Origin of the sequence: Aeromonas sp. s2 (assembly GCF_040907935.1) — a bacterium.
GTDB lineage: Bacteria > Pseudomonadota > Gammaproteobacteria > Enterobacterales > Aeromonadaceae > Aeromonas > Aeromonas dhakensis.
Genome location: NZ_JBFOCR010000020.1, coordinates 41586 through 58316 on the forward strand (window position 1 = coordinate 41586; position 16731 = coordinate 58316).

A 16731-nucleotide genomic window follows, 5' to 3' on the forward strand; every position below is an offset into this window, starting at 1 on the left:
TATGGGTTTTAGGATTGATTGTAGGACAGCTAATCAGAAGATGATGGCTTAACTCATCCTAAATGCTCTATCTATCAATGTCATAAAGTTTATGCCGAAAAGTGATGCAACTCGCTTTCCGAGCCGCGCCCTCCTCCCCTTGGTTATTGAGTCGCAGAGTGCTAACCTCCCGCCTCTTCTCGAGGAGCCGGACCGTCGTCAGGAAAACCTCGAATTCACGAAGGCAAAAGGGCTATACTCTGCGCCCGTTGGCTAATTTTAAGACGATTGGTAGTTCTTCCATGCTGAAATGGCTCGTACGCCTGTTTATTGTCATGATGCTGGGTGCTGTGCTGGGTGTTGCCAGCCTCATCGGTATCTACTTCTACATCAAGCCCCAGTTGCCGGATGTGACCGCACTGCGCGACGTCAAGCTGGCCACCCCGATGAAGGTGTACAGCCGGGATGGGGAATTGATCTCCCAATTTGGCGAAATTCGTCGCATCCCCCTGCATCTGGATGAAATTCCCCAGTCCATGATCGATGCGGTGCTCGCCACCGAAGATGCCCGCTTCTACGAGCACCCCGGCATCGACCCCATCGGCATCCTGCGGGCTGCCACCGTCTGGGCCGTCTCCGGCCAGGCACGCCAGGGCGCCAGTACCATCACCCAGCAGGTTGCCCGCAACTTCTTCCTGAGCAACGAGAAGACCCTGGTGCGCAAGATCAAGGAGGTCTTCCTGGCCTGGCGCATCGAGCAGAATCTCTCCAAGGACGAGATACTGCAGCTCTACCTCAACAAGATCCCGCTCGGCTATCGGGCCTTCGGGGTCGGCGCCGCCGCCCAGGTCTATTTTGGCAAGGAGGTGAAAGAGCTTACTCTGGACGAGATCGCCATCATTGCCGGTCTGCCCAAGGCCCCCTCCATGCTGAACCCGATCCGTTCGCCGGAACGGGCCTTCGCCCGCCGCAACGTGGTGCTGGGTCGCATGCTGGAAACCGGCAAGATCACCCAGGCCCAGTATGACGAAGCCTCCAAGATGCCGATCAAGGCCCGTTATCACGGAGCAGAGACCACCCTCAACGCCCCCTATCTCGGCGAGATGGTTCGCCAGAAGATGGTGGAGCAGTTTGGGGAAGATGCCTACACCATGGGCCTGCACGTCTACACCACGGTCACCGCCAAGCGTCAGCGGGCTGCCCGTCAGGCTCTGCTCGACGGCGTGTTCGACTATGACACCCGCCATGGCTACAAGGGGGTGACCGCCCAGCTGTGGAAAAGCGGCGAGGCCGACTGGGATTACGACAAGATCATGGCCCATCTGGCCAAGCAGCCGACCTATCAGCCGCTGATGGCAGCCGTGGTCACCAAGCTGGGTGACAAGAGCGCGACCATAGTGCTGAAAAACGGCAAACAGGCCGAGCTTGGCTGGAACGGCATCAAGTGGGCTCGTTCTTTCATCACTGACGATCGCCAGAGTTTTGCCCCGAAATCGGCACGTGACGTACTCAAGGTGGGCGCCCAGATCTGGGTACGAGAGAAGGGTGAAGAGCTGCTGCTCTCCCAGATCCCCGAGGTCAACGCCGCCCTGGTGGCCATGAATCCGCAGGATGGCGCCATCGAGGCGCTGGTCGGCGGCTTCAGCTTCGAGCTGTCCAAGTTCAACCGGGTCGATCAGGCACGTCGCCAGATAGGCTCCAACATCAAGCCTTTCCTTTATGCTACCGCACTGGAGCAGGGCTATACCCTGGCCTCGCTCATCAACGATGCGCCGATCAACCAGTGGGATCCCTCCAAGGGTCCCATGTGGCAGCCCAAGAACTCCCCGGCTATCTATGACGGCCCCACACCGCTGCGCCTTGGTCTTGCCAAGTCGAAGAACGTGATGTCGGTGCGGCTGATGCGTGCCATCGGGCTGGATACCTATATCGACGGCCTCACCCGCTTCGGCTTTGCCCGCGACACCATCTCGCCCAACGAATCGCTGGCACTGGGCGCTGCCGAGTTCACCCCGCTGGAAGTGGTGCGCGGCTATTCGGTGCTGGCCAACGGCGGCTTCCAGGTCACCCCCTACTTCATTACCGAGGTGACCGACAGCTTCGGCGCGCCTCTCTATCAGGCCAACCCGGCCGCCGCCTGCCGCGATTGCGGCGTACTGGCCGCTGCCGGTCTAGACAGCGCGGATGCCTATGCCAATACGGCCCCCGACTGGAAAGCCCAGTGCCCCATCGATCCCGTCGTGCCCAACAATATGGCGCCGCAGACCATCAGTGCCCAGAGTGCCTTCCTGGTCACCGATACCCTGACCACCGCCATCTGGGGCGGCAATGGCTGGCGCGGCACCGGCTGGCGGGCGGCTCGCGATCTCAAGCGCCACGATATATCGGGCAAGACCGGGACCACCAACGAGTCGCGCGATGCCTGGTTCTCCGGCTATACCCCGAACCTGGTCGCCACCTCCTGGATCGGTTTTGACAACCACCAGCGTGGCCTGGGCCGGGCCGAGTTTGGCGGCGGCGCCGCACAGCCCATCTGGATCGACTTCATGAAGACGGCGCTCAAGCAGATCCCCGAGCGCAAGATGCCGGTGCCGGAAGGGATCATCACGGTGCGCATCGACCGTGAAACCGGCCTGCTGACCAACCGCACCGATGGCAGCAGCACGGACGAGTTCTTCAAGGAAGGCACCGAACCGACCCGCTTCGCCACCCAGAGCTCGGATGGCAATCAGGTCTATGGCGGCGATGGCTCGGACACTGACGGCCCCGTCTCCACCGACGATATCTTCTAAGCAACCGCAGCAGACAAAAACCGGCGCCAAGGCGCCGGTTTTCTTTTGGTGAACACGAATGCGTTGTCGTCAGCCGAGCAAGCTTTTCATCAGGCTCGAGATGCGGGCGGCCAGCTCGTTGAAGCAGGGCCGGCGCACCGAGTAGTGGCGATAGAGCAGCGCTATGGTACGCCCTGGCACCGGATCGATCACCGGCCGGTAGCTCACGCCCCCCTCCTCGGTATTGGCTGGCACAGCGAGCCTGGGTACCAGCGTCATGCCGCTGCCGGCCGCCACCATGTTGCGCAGCGTCTCCAGGCTGGTGCCCTTGAAACGCTGATCCTCGCCGATGCCGGCGGCAAAACAGAAGCCCATCGCCTGATCCCGCAGACAGTGGCCATCGGCCAGCATCAGCAGCTTCTTGCCCTTGAGATTGCTGAGCGGCACCGCCTTGGCCTTCGCCTCCGGATGCTGCTGGGGCACCGCCAGCCACATGGGCTCCTGATAGAGAGGGATGGAGCCAAACCCTTCCATCCCCTCCAGTTCGGCCAGGATCAGGCAGTCCAGCTCCCCCTCTTCCAGCCGTTTGAGCAGCACCTGGGTCTGCTCTTCATAGAGGTAGAACTCCAGCTTGGGAAAATGTTCGCGCAGATCCTGGATGATGTGGGGCAACAGATAGGGGCCGACGGTGGGAATGAAGCCGATGTGGATCTCGCCGGACATGGGTTCGGCAAAGTGCTGGCCTATGCTCTTGAGTTCGCGCACCTCTTTGAGCACCTTGCGAGCCTGCTGGGCCATGGCATCGCCAGCCGGGGTAAACAGCACCTTGCGGGAGGTGCGCTCGATCAGGATCACCCCCAGCTCATCCTCCAGCTTGCGCAGCTGGCCGCTCAGGGTCGGCTGACTGACGAAACAGCGCTCCGCCGCCTTGCGAAAGTGCTTCTCCTCTTCCAGCGCCACCAAATACTCGAGATCGCGAAGGTTCATACATCCAGAATCCTGCCAACCAATGGGGCCATTAGCATGCCCAAGAACGGCGGGAGGGACAAGGGATGGTGAGATTGGACAGACCATGCACAGGGGATAAATAAAACGGGCCCGGATCCTGGATCCGGGCCCGTCGGGTCAGCGTCGCCTCATCACACCCGGAAGCGGCGTACCAGCTCCTGCAGCTGGGTGGCCAGATGGTTCAGGTCGTTGCAGGCCTGCGCCATCTGGGTTGCCCCGGCCGCCACCTCTTCCGAGGCATGGCTGATATTGACCACGTTGCGGTTGAGCTCTTCACTCACCGCCCCCTGCTCTTCGGTGGCGGTCGCAATCTGGATGTTCATGTGGGAGATGCTCTCCACCGAGCCGCTGATCTCGGAGATGGACGCCCCCGCCTCACGCGCCGTACTGACGGTGGAGTTCATCATGTCCTGACTTTGCTGCATGGTGGTGCCGGCCTGCTCGGCCCGCTGCTGCAGCTCGGCAATGATGGTGTTGATCTGGGAGGTGGAGTCCTGGGTCCGTTTCGCCAGGGTGCGCACCTCATCAGCCACCACCGCAAAACCGCGCCCCTGTTCCCCAGCCCGGGCCGCTTCGATGGCGGCGTTCAGTGCCAGCAGGTTGGTCTGCTCGGCGATCCCGCGAATGACCTCCAGCACCATGCCGATGTTGCGGCTGTCGTCACCTAACTGATGAATCACCACTGCGGTGCTCTCGATGGCACCGGCCACCTGCTCAATGCGCTTGATGGAGTCGTTGACGGTACGGGCCCCCAGCTCGGCGGTGCTGCTGGCGGCGCTGGCGGCACTGGCGGCATCGCTGGTGTTGCGGGACACCTCCTGCACCGTCGCCTGCATCTCGTTCATGGCGGTGGCCAGCTGGTTCAGCTCGTGCTGCTGGCTGTTCATGTTGTTGGCGGACTGACGGGCAACCGCGCTGATCTCCTCGGCCGCAGAGCTCAGTTGCACCACGGATCCGGAGACTTCACTGACCAGATTGCGCAAGTTTTTCTGCATCTCGCCAAAGCCCTTGGCCAGTTGACCCAGTTCGTCATTGTTGAACTGGCTGGTGTCAAGATGGGTCGCCAGATCACCTCCCGACACTTTACCAACCACCTCCAGCAACGCGTTGACCGGGCGCTTGATTTGTTGAGTCAGATACCAAGCCACCAACACCACGAAAAGCAGCGTCACGAGTCCAATCGCTATGCTGAGCAGTTTGGCTGACTCATATGATTGCTCACTGCTGGTATGCATGGCACTACCAATGCGGTCGTTAATTTCGCGCAACGTCATTGTGAGCTGAGTGGTCTGGTCCAACGTAGTGCGGGTAATGCCATCCCGATACTCGCCAATCTTGGCGCCTTCGTTGTTCATGACCGCTTGATACAGCTGATCATGGGCGCTGAAATAGGCCTCTCCTGCTGGTTGCAAGGCACGATAGGTTTGCTCTTCTTCTGCGTCGTTGAAAGCCAAACGGCCATAATCCGACAACGCTTTTAGAAAGCGAGCCTTGGCATCCGAGAAACTGTCGTTTCGTTTGGCGATATCCGCCTGGTCATTGTTGGTCAACGCAATGACCATGGCCAGCTCGGCTCGACGCGCATCCAGCAGCGCAACGTGCATTTGGCTGGCATAGCGAATGGAAGGCACCAGGTTATTGACAATAAGCTGAGTGTTCGCATTCAGGTAGGAGAGCCTGGAGATCCCAAATCCGGCGATGACCAGCACCAATAATGCCAACACCGCAAAACCGGCGCTCAACTTCTGACCTATAGACATATTTTTGAACATGATTGGTATCCTTGGCGGCTAGACGCAAGCCCCTGACATTGAACGTCCGGGCTATCCCCATAGAGCATAGCGCGATGATTGCAAGCGGATGATTTTCATACTATCCGCGGCTCAATATATCGCCCTTCACGGGGATAGCATGAGGGCCGCCCAGGCAGGAAAATCCACTCAGGACTCATCCGGCCAAGATTATCTTCGGCAGGATACCAATTCCCCTCTCAGCGCCCCATCAGCTGCTGGATATGGCGGGCAAATGCCTGGGGCTCGCCTAGGAAAGAGGACGCTGACAAGGGCGTTACCTTGTCCCCCTGCACCAGCCCCAGAGTCGGGTAACCCTGCCCGCCGAGACGACGCATCCAGACCTGGCTGTCCGCCAGATGGCTTGCCATCTCAACCGCCTGATACGCCTGCCCAAAGGCCTCCTGCGCAATGCCCTGCTCCGCCGCCAGGCTGGTCAGATGCTCGAGAGAACCGATCCAGATGCCATCGCGATAGTGGGATTGCTGGATGCGGTGCAGCATCACCAACCCATTGCCCCCCAGGGATGTCACCGCCAGGATGGCGCGGATCGGTTGCTCCGAATCCAGCAGCAGCCCATCGCGCAGCAGCAGCTCGTTGAAATAGCGCTCGCCGAAAGGCTGGCCGGTCAGCGCCTGGATCCGCTCGTCATGGGGACGGACGTAATCACGCAGGGCCTGGCCCATCGCCTGCCTGCGCCCGCCAAGCCAGAGACCACCGGCGTGCAGCTCGATGCGCAGTTCCGGGATGGCAGCCGCAGCCTTCAACAGCGGGGCGGCGCCGTAGCACCAGCCACAGAGGGGGTCGTATACATAATGCAGAGTCGTTTCGTTCATATCATTCACTCGTTCATTCGGCTAAAAAAACCGGGCCCTCGGGCCCGGTAAAAAACACAGGGAAGTAGGCGTCAGGGGGTTACCACTTCATCTCGCCGGTGTTGACCTTGGCACCGATGGCCAGACCATCGTCGACCGGCAGGGACGGGTAAGCCTTCTTCAACGCTTCAATCAGCTGCCCGGAGTTCTTGGCCTTGGCCAGCTCCTGCTCAAAACGCTCTACGTAGTCACGGGTGAAGGTCACGGCTTCGGTACCCTTGGGCGCAGTCCCCAGGAAGTGACCCGGCACCACGCGCTCGGGCTTCAGCGCCAGCAGATTGTTCAGCGCCTTGACCCAGTTGCTGCGAGCGGCCTTGGTCTGGCTGTCAGCCATCCACACATGTACGCCGCTGTAGACCGGCACACCACCAAACGCCGTCTTGATGGACGGTGCCCACAGGTAAGCATTCGGGGTGTTCATCTCCTTGATCTCGATCTTCTCGCCATCCAGGGTCAGGTGGCTGGCCGTCATCACTTGCGGCACGGTCAGGCTCTTGGGTGCACCCTTGCCCAGAATGGGGCTCCAGTAGCTCAGCTTGGCATCCTTGGTCTGGTTGATGTGGTCAACCACATGCTGGTCGGCCAGTACCTTGACGTCGGGGAACGCGGCCATGACAGGTTCCAGACCGAAGTAGAAGTCGGGGTCACCGGCACTGATATAGACGGTGGTCAGTTTCTTGCCGCTCTTCTTGATCATGTCGACCAGTGCCTGACCGTTTTGCACGTCGAACTGGGCATCGATCAGGATCGCCTCCTTGTCACCAGCCACCAAGGAAGAGGAGACCGGGAAGATGGCCTTCTCGCCAGGGTTGTAGACGGTTACGGTCAGCGGGGCAGCCATGGCGGCACCGCTCAGCAGGGTGGTAGCCAGGGTCAGATTGCGGATCAGGGTATTGTTCATCGGGTATTCCTCATCAAGTCATCAGGGGTTCATCAGATGGACACAGTTTATTGGATCACTTTCGGTACAAATACAGCATAATGAGCGCATCACTGTTGCATTAATCGAGCATATAGAGAGCCTGAACATGGATCGACTGACCGCATTGCGGGTCTTTGTCAGCGTAGTCGAACAGGGCAGCCTGAGCGGCGCCGGGGAGAAACTGGAGATGTCGCGCGCCATGGTAACCCGCTATCTGGCGGAGCTGGAGCAGTGGATGGGGGCACGGCTGCTGCACCGCACCACTCGCCGGCTGAGCCTGACCGGCCCAGGGGAAGAGGCGTTGAACCGGGCCCGGGCCATGCTGGCGCTGGGGGAAGAGATGGAGCAGATCGCCGTGCGCGGCGACGAGGCGCCCAAGGGGCAGCTGCGCATCACCAGCAGCTATTCGCTCTCGGAAGCCCTGCTGGTGGGGGCCGCCAACGACTACCTGGCGCGCTATGCTGGCACCGCCATCGATATCCTGCTGCTGGACCGGACCGTCAACCTGGTGGAGGAGCGGATCGATCTCGCCATCCGCATCACCAATGATCTCGATCCCAACCTGGTGGCCCGCCGGCTCGGCACCTGCCACTCCGTGGTCTGTGCCAGCCCGGCCTATCTGACCAGGCACCCGACGCCACACAAGGTGCAGGAGCTCGCCCTGCACAACTGCCTCACCTACACCTATTTCGGCAAGAGCCTGTGGGAATTTCAGGGGCCGGACGGGCCTGAATCTGTGCCGGTCAGCGGCAACCTCAGCGCCAACATCTCCAACCTGTTGCTGGAGGCGACCCTGGAAGGTGCCGGCATCAGCCTGCAGCCCCGCTATTCCGCCCAGCCCCATCTCGAGACCGGCACCCTGGTGCCGCTGCTGGAGCAGTGGCAGCCCAAGCAGCTCGGCGTCTACGCCGTCTATGGCACCCGCAAGCAGATGTCACCGCTGTTGCGCAGCTTCCTCGACTTTATGGTGGAACGCATGGCCGCCGACCCCATGTGGCGCGATTAAACCGGCATGAAAAAGGGGCCGTCAGGCCCCTTTCGTTCAATATGCCAGATGCTGGCCGCACTCAGGCTTCGAAACCGCTCAGCGGGGCATCGGCCGGCGTCTCCCGCGCCACATCCAGGAAGATCTCCCGATATGCCACATAGATGGAGTAGTTGAGGGCCGGGATCACCACCAGCAGCCCCACCAGCATCAGCGCCGCACCAAACAGCATCAGGATGGCGGCGACTATGCCCCACCAGAGGAAGGGCCACATGTTGGTCAGGCAGCCTTTGAAGCTGAGCTTGGCCGCCTGCAGGATCCCCACGTCGTGGAAATAGATGAGCGCGGGGGCGAAGGTGATGGCCATCAGCACCGGGATCAGCAGCGCCAGCCCCAGCAGCAGGCAGAGCAGCAGCCCCTGGGCCTGGGCCGCCGTGACCACCAGGGATTCGGGATCCTGGGTCAGCAGGGAGGTAAGCCCCCACATGGAGAGCAGCCCCAGGCAGATGAGACCGATCAGGCTGAACAGGGCCAGCACCAGCAGCCCTCCCAGCATCAGCGGCGTCAGCTTGTGGCGAAAACCAGAGAAAAAGTCGGCGAAGCGCAGCGGGTTGCCTTCATAGCCGTGGTGGGCCACCGCCACCCAGCCGGCGCCCCAGACCATGTAGAGCAGCTGGGAGATGAGGCTGCCCGCCGGCAGGCGTTCCAGCAGCAGACCGACCGCAAACCAGACGAGAACCATGCCGACGCTGGCCCCCATCCCCTTGTTGAAGATATCGAAGCCGGACCGCACCCAGACCCAGCCACGCCCTATGGGGTGACGGGCGGGTGCTGTGCGCAGGGGGGACAATCCATTCATAACAGTTCCTCGGATGAAAACGGCTGGTTGCCGATTCTAGAGCCATGGGGCCCCCGACTCAATGGCGGGCCGCCATCGACACCGCAGATGCACGTCATGGCTGCTTGTATCAGACGTTACGGTTATCATAAGAGACCCCTCAGCAAGGGGCGTTCACTTATTCAAGAGAATCCAAAATGCGTACATCTCACCTGACGCCGCTGCTGCTGGCCTCCCTGTTGCTCAACCTCTGGCAGTGGCAAGCCGACCACACCGCCGCCCAGCCGGAGTCCGACGCAGCCGGCACCGCCCGCGCAGCCCAGTGCGACGCGTCAGCTTCCCAGAGCAGCAGCCAGAACCCGGGGCAGAACCTGCTGGCCAAGCTGCCCGGCAAGGGCCCCCAGAGCGAGCCTGCGCCCACCCAGGAGTCGCTCCCCCCCAACCCCGAACTGGAAGCCGCCATCAGCCAGTGGAGCCAGTCGAGCGAAGGGTCCGTGCTGATCGAACGGCTCTATGACGCCGAGCAGGGCAGCCAGCTCACCACCGTCTTCGATCGGCTCGACATCGTGGAGGACGTGCGCGGCCAGGTGCAGGAGCAGCTGCGCGAGCTCTATCGCCTCGGCTTCGATCATCCTGACGCCTATGAGCAGGAGAGCCAGCGCATCTGGAGCAACCTCAGCAACCTGCTGGGGGAGGATACCCGCACCCGGCTCGAGCAGGAGATCTACTCGGGCGACACCAACCGCCTGTTGGAGATCCAGGGCCGCCTGGCGGAGCGCGGCGAGCTGCTGGCACCGGCCCAGCGCCAATCCCTGACGCGCCTGTTGAGCGAGGCGAACCAGCAGCTGGCCCAGCAGGAGAGCGGTGATGCCGGCACCTATCTGGAGAACCAGCGCGCCTATACCCAGCGGGTACTGGAGAGCAGCCGCGGCTTCCTGAGCCCGGATCAGCTCAAGGTGCTGCAAGACATGCTGGAGCTGGATCTGGTGCGCCAGGAGGTCTCGGTCCAGATGGAGGCCATCTACCAGCGCTTCCAGCCAGCCTCCTGATTTCGTTACCGTTTCGTCTTAGTCAACCCAGCCTGGAATCATCATGAGAGTCGTTTGTTGTCTATTGTTGCTGCTGGCCAGCCAGTCCGCCCTCGCCGAGGGCTTCATCAGTCGCCTGCTCAACCACCCGGTGCCAGGTGGCGTCGCCGTGGTGCCCCTTGGCAGCGAGGCGCAGGCCCCGACCGCCCGCTATCAGGACAAGCCGGTACTGGTGGTGCGTGAAGAGGGCAAGCGCTGGATTGCCATCGTCGGCATCCCCCTCAAGAGCCAGCCCGGCCCCCACCAGCTGCAGGTGAGCGATGGCCGCACCCTCGACTTCACGGTCGGCAGCAAGCAATACCGCGAGCAGCACATCAAGCTCAAGAACAGCCGCCAGGTCAACCCGCTGGCCGAGGACATGGCCCGCATCAACCGCGAGCTGGCGGAACAGACCCGCGCCTACCAGACCTTCAGCCCGGCCCAGCCCAGCAACCTGCTGTTCGACAAGCCGGTGGAGGGGCCGCTCTCCAGCCCGTTCGGGCTGCGCCGTTTCTTCAACGGCGAGGAGCGCAACCCCCACTCCGGCCTCGACTTCGCAGTCGGTGCCGGCACCCCCATCAAGGCGCCGGCGGCGGGCAAGGTGATCCTGATCGGCAACTACTTCTTCAACGGCAACACGGTGTTCGTCGACCACGGCCAGGGGCTCATCAGCATGTTCTGCCACATGTCGAAGGTCGACGTGAAGCTGGGTCAGAGCCTGCCCCGCGGCGGCATCGTCGGCCGGGTCGGCGCCACCGGCCGCGCCACCGGTCCCCATATGCACTGGAATGTCAGCCTCAACGACGCCCGCGTCGATCCCGCCATCTTCATCGGTGCCTTCAAGCCCTGAGGCCGGAGACCTGTCGCGCGCAGGCAGGGGCGTTCAAAACGAAAAAGGCAGCCTAGGCTGCCTTTTTCATGGACGAATGACCACCTGTCAGGCAGCGCTGTGCTGGCGCGCCTCCCTGTTCATCGCCCGCCACATCACCAGTACCAGCAGGGTGCTGCAGGTGGGCAGCGCCAACCAGACGCCGGATACCCCCCACAGGGAAGAGAAGCCCCACAGAAAGCCGCCGATCAGCACCAGCTTGCCGCCGGTGAGCAGGGAAGCGATACGGGCCCGGTTGATGGCCTGGAAGTAGGTGGCCCCCACCAGCAGCAGGCCTTCCATCGGCAAGCCCCAGAAGTAGAGCCAGATGCCCAGGCTGGCCACCGGCAACAGGGCCGCGTTGTCACCGGCAAACAGGTAGACCACCCCCTCCGGCCAGAGATAGAGCGGCAACATGCCGCACAGGGCCACCAGCAGCGTCACCCCGAGCGCCAGGTTGCGCACCCGCAGCACCCGTGCCCAGTTGCCCGCCCCGGCGTTGAAGCTGGCGATGGGCTGGATGCCCATGGCGATCCCCTCGAAGATGAGATAGAAGAAGGCCTCGCTGTAGCTGATGACCCCATAGGCAGCCACGTGCAGTGAAGTGCCGACCGAGAGCAGCGCCTTGTTGTGCAGCGCCAGCACCACCGACAGATAGAGGTACATCAGAAAGCTCGACACCCCGAGTCGCAATGTCTCCCCCATCAGCCGCCAGTCGGGCCGCAGGGTATCCCAGCCAATGCGCAGCTGGCTGCGCGGGGTGAAGAAGTGCCACAGGCACAGCCCCCCGGTCACCGCCTGGGAGAGCATGGTGGCAATGGCGGCCCCCGCCAGCCCCCAGGGGATCACCGCCATCAGCAGATAGTCGAGCAGCACGTTGAGCACGCCGCCCCCCACCAGGATCCAGGTGGTGAGGCCGGGTCGCCCGTCGTTGCGCAGCAGGGCGGTAAAGGCCATGGAGAGCACCGCGAACACCCCGAGCCAGGAGTACCACTGCAGATAGGCGTATCCAGCGTCGAAGATGGCCCCCTCCGCCCCCATCCACACCAGCATCTCGTCGCCATAGTGGATACCGATGAAGGCGAGCAGCGCCGAGGCGATGAGCACCATCACCAGCGCGTTGCCGACGATGTGACGGGCCCTGGCCTGCTCCCCCTTGCCCAGATAAAACGAGGCGAGCGCCGAGGAGCCCATGCCGATCAGCGCCCCCACCGCATAGAGCACGGCGCAGATGGGGTAGGCCAGCATCATGCCGGCCAGGCCGTCCTGGCCCAGAATATGGCCGACGAAGATGCCGTCTATGGTGACATAGATGCCGGTGACCAGCATGGCGGCCACGGTCGGAGTGACGTAGCGCCAGAACAGGCGGGAAAGGGGGGCCGTGCCCAGATCGACTGCGGACATAGGATGCTCAATGGAGGGGAAAACGGCCGGAATGATAGCCAAAGCGGGCCGGGATCGCCCGTTATTTATGTTACAAATCATTAATATGGAAAACTTTACCCGCCCTGGCCCCTGCTTTAGGCTAGGGCGACTCCACCTGAACGGAAACGTGCGCCATGTTGCAACGCCTGCTCTCCCTGCTGCTCTGCCTTACTCTTCTTTCTCCCCTTGCCCAGGCCGATGACGCCATCACCCAGGTGGAAGAGCTGCTGCAGAGCGTGCCCAAGACGGACACCCCGGAGAACCAGAAGCTGCGGGAGAGCTACCAGCAGGCACTGCAATTTGCCCGGGAGGCCCAGCGCTACCGCGAGCAGGGCAAGGCCTATCAGCAGGTGCTCATCGACTATCCCAAGGAGTCGGCCCGCCTCAAGGAGAGCCTGCACAACTACCAGCCCCAGCCTCGCCCTGCCCTCTCATCCCTGAAGGAGGAGGCGCTGCGCCAGGCCATCGGCCTGAGCAGCAACCGCCAGCTCAACCTGCGCAAGGAGCGCCAGGGGGTGATGGACAGCCTCAACCAGCTGGAGAGCACCGGCCAGGAGTATCACCTGCGGGTCGACGAGCTGCGCAAGCAGTTGCAGCAGACCCGTGCCCTGCTCGATCGGCTCAGCTTCAGCAGCGAGTCTGACCGCCAGCAGGATGCCCAGCAGCTGGTGACCCGCCTCAAGGAGCAGAGCCTCTCCGACCGGATCCAGATGCTGGAGCTGGAGCAGCTCTCCGCCCAGCAGCGCAACGATCTGGGCAAGCTCAGGCTGCAGGAGCTCAACCTCGCCATCACCGACGAGGACGAGTGGCAGACCAGCCTGCTCAACCAGCAGAACCAGCTGCGCCGCGACAAGACAGAACAGGCACTGGCGGAGAGCGAGCGGCTGCGCAAGCAGCTCACCTCCGACATGCCGCTGCTGCTGGAGCAGCAACAGCAGAACCAGGCGCTCTCCATCCAGCTCGGCGCGCTCGAAGATCAGATTGAGCGGGTGCAGGACGAGCAGCGGGTGATCGACACGAACCTCTCGACCCTGAACGACCTGGTCAACTCGGTGCGCGAGCAACTGGAGTGGCTGCAGATCAGCAACGCCTACGGCGAGAACCTGCGCAGCAAGCTCTCGGATCTGCCCGCCTACTTCCCCCTCGACAAGCTGGAGTCGGCCATCGTCAACGCCCGCATGGCCAAATACCAGTACGAGACCGAGCAGGATGCCCTCAAGGATCCGCGTCAGCTGCGCGATCAGTTGCTGGCCACCGACGGCATCACCCTGGATCGCGCCCAGCTGGCGGTGCTCGACAACCTGCTCAAGGCCAGACGGCAGCTGCTGACCCGACTCAACGACGCCGCCGACAGCCTCATTCAGGAGCAGACCCGGCTCAAGCTGCTCTACAGCCGCCAGAACAGCAAGATCGACGAGATCCGCGAGCTCAGCGCCAGCCACCTGTTCTGGATGCCGGACGTGCGCCCGCTCACCCCGGCCGTGCTGCTCGGGGTGCCGGCCGCCCTCGGTCTCGCCCTCAACCCGGTCAACTGGTTACAGCTGCCCCAGGCCATCGCCGAGAACAACCCCATCACCCTCACTTTCGCCGGTATCGGCATCCTGGTGCTGGCCTGGTGCTGGTTCAAACTGGCTCGCCACCTGACCCACTACAGCCAGTACATAGCGCCCCGCATCGGCAAGGTGACCCAGGACAAGTTCAGCCTCACCAGCCGGCTGCTGATGCGCTCTCTGCTGGCCTCCCTGCCGCTGCCCGCCATGGTGCTGATGGTGCGCGGCCTGCTCGACGGCGCCTGGCAATACCCGTTCGCGGTGGCGGTGGCCCGCGGCCTCGGCGAGATCTGGTTCCTGCTGCTGGCGCTCTTGATGGCGCGCCACCTGACGCTGGAGAAGGGGATCCTGATCCTCCATTTCCGCTGGCAGAAGGAGCGGGTGCAGAAGGTGTGGAGCCAGTTTCGCACCCTGCTGCTGGTGATCATCCCGAGCTTCTTCGTGCAGGGCATGGCCAACAGCTATCAGGAGCACGCCTTCTACGACTCCCTCGGCCGGCTGGCCTTCATCGTCGGCGCCCTCTGGCTGCTGCTGTTCTTCGCCCGCCTCAACCGGGAGCGGCTGCCGCTCACCTGGGGTCAAGCCGACATGACCAAGCCCCACCTGCTGCACCACTTCATCTGGAACAGCCTGATGCTGGCGCCGCTGCTGGCGGTGATCGGCTCCCTGCTCGGCTACTTCTATACCTCCCGCATCCTGTTGCGCCAATTAGAGCTGAGCCTGCTGATGGGGCTGGGTTGTCTGCTCGTCTACTATCTGGCGCACCGCTGGATGCTGATCCAGCGCCGCCGCCTCGCCTTCGAGCGGGCCAAGAGCAAGCGCGCCGAGATCCTGGCCCAGCGCGGCCGGGAAGAGGGACACGACGAGCTCAGCTCCGAGATCCCGGACGTGGTGGAGGACACCGAGCTGGACCTGGATACCATCAGCGCCCAGTCCCTCGGGCTGGTGCGCACCCTGCTGATGCTGGGCTTCACCATGCTGGTGGTGGTGCAGTGGTCCGAACTCAACTCGGCGTTCAGCTTCCTGCGCAGCATCGAGGTGTGGCAGGTGAGCAGCAAGATCGGCGGCATCGAGCAGGTCGTCGCCATCACATTGCAGGATCTGATGCTGACGGCCTTCACCTTCATCCTGACCGTGGTCACCGCCCGCAACCTGCCAGGCCTGATGGAGCTGACCCTGCTCCAGCACCTGAGCCTCTCCCCCGGCACCGGCTTCGCCATCACCACAGTGACCAAGTACATAGTGCTGGTGGTGGGGGCGCTGACCGGCTTCTCCATCCTCGGCATCGACTGGTCCAAGGCGCAGTGGATGGTGGCGGCCCTCTCCCTGGGCCTGGGTTTCGGGCTGCAGGAGATCTTCGCCAACTTCGTCTCCGGCCTCATCATACTGTTCGAGAAACCGATCCGGCTCGGCGACACTGTCACCATCCGCGAGCTGACCGGCACCGTCACCAAGATCAAGACCCGCGCCACCACCATAGTGGATTGGGACAGGAAGGAGATCATCGTCCCCAACAAGGCCTTCATCACCGAGCAGTTCATCAACTGGTCCCTGTCCGACGCCATCACCCGGGTACGGCTGCGCATCCGCATCGGCCTGACCCAGGAGCCGAGAAAGATACAGACCATTCTGGAAGAGTCGATCAAGGCCTCCACCCTGGTGCTGGAGACCCCCTCCCCCGAGGTGTTCCTGATCGAATTCACCGACTCGGCCCTGATCTACGAGATCCGGCTCTACGTGAACAGCATGGATCACCGCATGCCCATCACCCACGAGGTCCACTCGCTGGTGCTGGAGAAACTGCAGCAACAGGGGCTGGGGCTGCCGCACCAGCAGATCGACATTCGTCTGAGCCGGGCCTGAGTCGCCCTCACAGGAGCACAACATGCAGATCATCGCCCATCGCGGCGCCAGCGGACTGGCACCGGAGAACACCCTCAAGGCCATCAGGCTGGCGCTGACGCTGGGGGCTGAAGCCATCGAGATCGACGTGCAGCAGGCCGACGGCGAGCTGTGGGTCTTCCATGACCGCAGATTGGAGCGCTGCACCGACGGCCGCGGCGTGCTGATGGCCCAGTCACGCACCTATCTGGAAAGCCTGAATGCCGGCGAGGGAGAGGGGATCCCGACCCTGTGGCAGGTGATGGAGGCCATCGCCGGACAGACCGAGCTGCATATCGAGCTGAAAGGAGCACAAACAGCCGACGAGGTGGCCCGACTGACCCGGCGTGCCGAGGCCGAGCTTGGCTTCACGACCGCCCAGTGGGTCGTCTCCTCCTTCCACCATCCCGAGCTTGCCCGCTTCGCCGCCCTGCGCCCCGAGATCCGGCTGGGGGCGCTCACCTCCACCATTCCCCTCACCCAGGCGGCCTTTGCGGCCGAGCTGGGGGCCTGGTCGCTCAACTGCGACGTGGATTTTGTCGATCAACAGCTGGTGCAGGATGCCCACGATCGCGGGCTCAGGGTACTGGTCTACACGGTCGATGATCCCGCCGATCAGGCTATGCTGGCCGCCATCGGCGTCGACGGCATCTTCACCAACCGGCCGGATCGCTTTCTGCCATCCGCCAAATTGGACTCATTGTGTTGGGGGTGATCGATAACCGCTGATTTAAGCTATAAATTTAATGGCGCACCGGGATACAAAAAGTTC

At 62.7% G+C, this 16731-nt stretch carries 12 protein-coding genes; 6 read left to right on the forward strand and 6 right to left on the reverse strand.

The features are described from left to right. Positions 1 to 281 precede the first annotated feature (281 nt). On the forward strand, positions 282 to 2771 hold the full coding sequence (locus AB5Y81_RS15925) for a penicillin-binding protein 1A (RefSeq protein WP_010633193.1): 2490 nt from the start codon (positions 282 to 284) through the stop codon (positions 2769 to 2771). 69 nt (positions 2772 to 2840) lie between these two features. Here AB5Y81_RS15925 and oxyR read toward each other — a convergent pair whose 3' ends face one another. From oxyR to AB5Y81_RS15945, 4 genes are all read right to left on the reverse strand, one after another. Continuing rightward, positions 2841 to 3737 (reverse strand): DNA-binding transcriptional regulator OxyR, encoded by an 897-nt coding sequence (gene oxyR / locus AB5Y81_RS15930; protein ID WP_010633192.1) that lies wholly within the window; start codon positions 3735 to 3737, stop codon positions 2841 to 2843. 152 nt (positions 3738 to 3889) lie between these two features. Beyond that, the gene (locus tag AB5Y81_RS15935; protein ID WP_017764994.1) at positions 3890 to 5530 is read right to left on the reverse strand and encodes a methyl-accepting chemotaxis protein; all 1641 of its coding nucleotides are present in this window, start codon (positions 5528 to 5530) and stop codon (positions 3890 to 3892) included. A gap of 218 nt (positions 5531 to 5748) precedes the next feature. After that, the gene (locus AB5Y81_RS15940; RefSeq protein ID WP_019839665.1) at positions 5749 to 6384 is read right to left on the reverse strand and encodes a DsbA family protein; all 636 of its coding nucleotides are present in this window, start codon (positions 6382 to 6384) and stop codon (positions 5749 to 5751) included. A gap of 79 nt (positions 6385 to 6463) precedes the next feature. Next, the gene (locus tag AB5Y81_RS15945) at positions 6464 to 7324 is read right to left on the reverse strand and encodes a Vmh family MBL fold metallo-hydrolase (RefSeq protein WP_017778962.1); all 861 of its coding nucleotides are present in this window, start codon (positions 7322 to 7324) and stop codon (positions 6464 to 6466) included. A 127-nt stretch (positions 7325 to 7451) separates the two neighbouring features. Here AB5Y81_RS15945 and AB5Y81_RS15950 point away from each other — a divergent pair, with 127 nt between their 5' ends. Next, the gene (locus AB5Y81_RS15950) at positions 7452 to 8351 is read left to right on the forward strand and encodes a LysR family transcriptional regulator (protein ID WP_279485428.1); all 900 of its coding nucleotides are present in this window, start codon (positions 7452 to 7454) and stop codon (positions 8349 to 8351) included. A 61-nt stretch (positions 8352 to 8412) separates the two neighbouring features. Here the strand turns inward: AB5Y81_RS15950 and AB5Y81_RS15955 are convergent, their stop codons facing one another. Then, on the reverse strand, positions 8413 to 9189 hold the full coding sequence (locus AB5Y81_RS15955; protein WP_279485427.1) for a BPSS1780 family membrane protein: 777 nt from the start codon (positions 9187 to 9189) through the stop codon (positions 8413 to 8415). A gap of 176 nt (positions 9190 to 9365) precedes the next feature. Here AB5Y81_RS15955 and AB5Y81_RS15960 point away from each other — a divergent pair, with 176 nt between their 5' ends. Then, positions 9366 to 10217 carry a hypothetical protein gene (locus AB5Y81_RS15960; protein WP_279485426.1) on the forward strand — a complete coding sequence of 284 codons (852 nt, stop codon included), beginning with the start codon at positions 9366 to 9368 and terminating at the stop codon, positions 10215 to 10217. A 43-nt stretch (positions 10218 to 10260) separates the two neighbouring features. Continuing rightward, positions 10261 to 11085 (forward strand): M23 family metallopeptidase, encoded by an 825-nt coding sequence (locus AB5Y81_RS15965; protein ID WP_279485425.1) that lies wholly within the window; start codon positions 10261 to 10263, stop codon positions 11083 to 11085. Positions 11086 to 11172: 87 nt separating this feature from the next. Here the strand turns inward: AB5Y81_RS15965 and AB5Y81_RS15970 are convergent, their stop codons facing one another. Next, positions 11173 to 12507: an MATE family efflux transporter gene (locus AB5Y81_RS15970; RefSeq protein WP_042049708.1), complete on the reverse strand. Its 1335-nt coding sequence runs from the start codon at positions 12505 to 12507 to the stop codon at positions 11173 to 11175. 155 nt (positions 12508 to 12662) lie between these two features. On the opposite strand from AB5Y81_RS15970, the gene mscM reads away from it, so the two are divergent. Together mscM and AB5Y81_RS15980 are read left to right on the forward strand one after the other, a co-directional pair. Further along, positions 12663 to 15941, forward strand: a complete 3279-nt coding sequence (gene mscM / locus AB5Y81_RS15975; protein ID WP_139753215.1) for a miniconductance mechanosensitive channel MscM — start codon at positions 12663 to 12665, stop codon at positions 15939 to 15941. Between the two features lie 22 nt (positions 15942 to 15963). Further along, on the forward strand, positions 15964 to 16674 hold the full coding sequence (locus tag AB5Y81_RS15980) for a glycerophosphodiester phosphodiesterase (protein ID WP_279485424.1): 711 nt from the start codon (positions 15964 to 15966) through the stop codon (positions 16672 to 16674). Positions 16675 to 16731 lie beyond the last annotated feature (57 nt).

What these genes read in the sequence shown, in the direction of transcription:
- AB5Y81_RS15925 (WP_010633193.1), top strand. Translation starts at nt 282, where the DNA reads ATGCTGAAATGGCTCGTACGCCTGTTTATTGTCATGATGCTGGGTGCT.
- oxyR (WP_010633192.1), bottom strand. Translation starts at nt 3,737, where the DNA reads ATGAACCTTCGCGATCTCGAGTATTTGGTGGCGCTGGAAGAGGAGAAG.
- AB5Y81_RS15935 (WP_017764994.1), bottom strand. Translation starts at nt 5,530, where the DNA reads ATGTTCAAAAATATGTCTATAGGTCAGAAGTTGAGCGCCGGTTTTGCG.
- AB5Y81_RS15940 (WP_019839665.1), bottom strand. Translation starts at nt 6,384, where the DNA reads ATGAACGAAACGACTCTGCATTATGTATACGACCCCCTCTGTGGCTGG.
- AB5Y81_RS15945 (WP_017778962.1), bottom strand. Translation starts at nt 7,324, where the DNA reads ATGAACAATACCCTGATCCGCAATCTGACCCTGGCTACCACCCTGCTG.
- AB5Y81_RS15950 (WP_279485428.1), top strand. Translation starts at nt 7,452, where the DNA reads ATGGATCGACTGACCGCATTGCGGGTCTTTGTCAGCGTAGTCGAACAG.
- AB5Y81_RS15955 (WP_279485427.1), bottom strand. Translation starts at nt 9,189, where the DNA reads ATGAATGGATTGTCCCCCCTGCGCACAGCACCCGCCCGTCACCCCATA.
- AB5Y81_RS15960 (WP_279485426.1), top strand. Translation starts at nt 9,366, where the DNA reads ATGCGTACATCTCACCTGACGCCGCTGCTGCTGGCCTCCCTGTTGCTC.
- AB5Y81_RS15965 (WP_279485425.1), top strand. Translation starts at nt 10,261, where the DNA reads ATGAGAGTCGTTTGTTGTCTATTGTTGCTGCTGGCCAGCCAGTCCGCC.
- AB5Y81_RS15970 (WP_042049708.1), bottom strand. Translation starts at nt 12,507, where the DNA reads ATGTCCGCAGTCGATCTGGGCACGGCCCCCCTTTCCCGCCTGTTCTGG.
- mscM (WP_139753215.1), top strand. Translation starts at nt 12,663, where the DNA reads ATGTTGCAACGCCTGCTCTCCCTGCTGCTCTGCCTTACTCTTCTTTCT.
- AB5Y81_RS15980 (WP_279485424.1), top strand. Translation starts at nt 15,964, where the DNA reads ATGCAGATCATCGCCCATCGCGGCGCCAGCGGACTGGCACCGGAGAAC.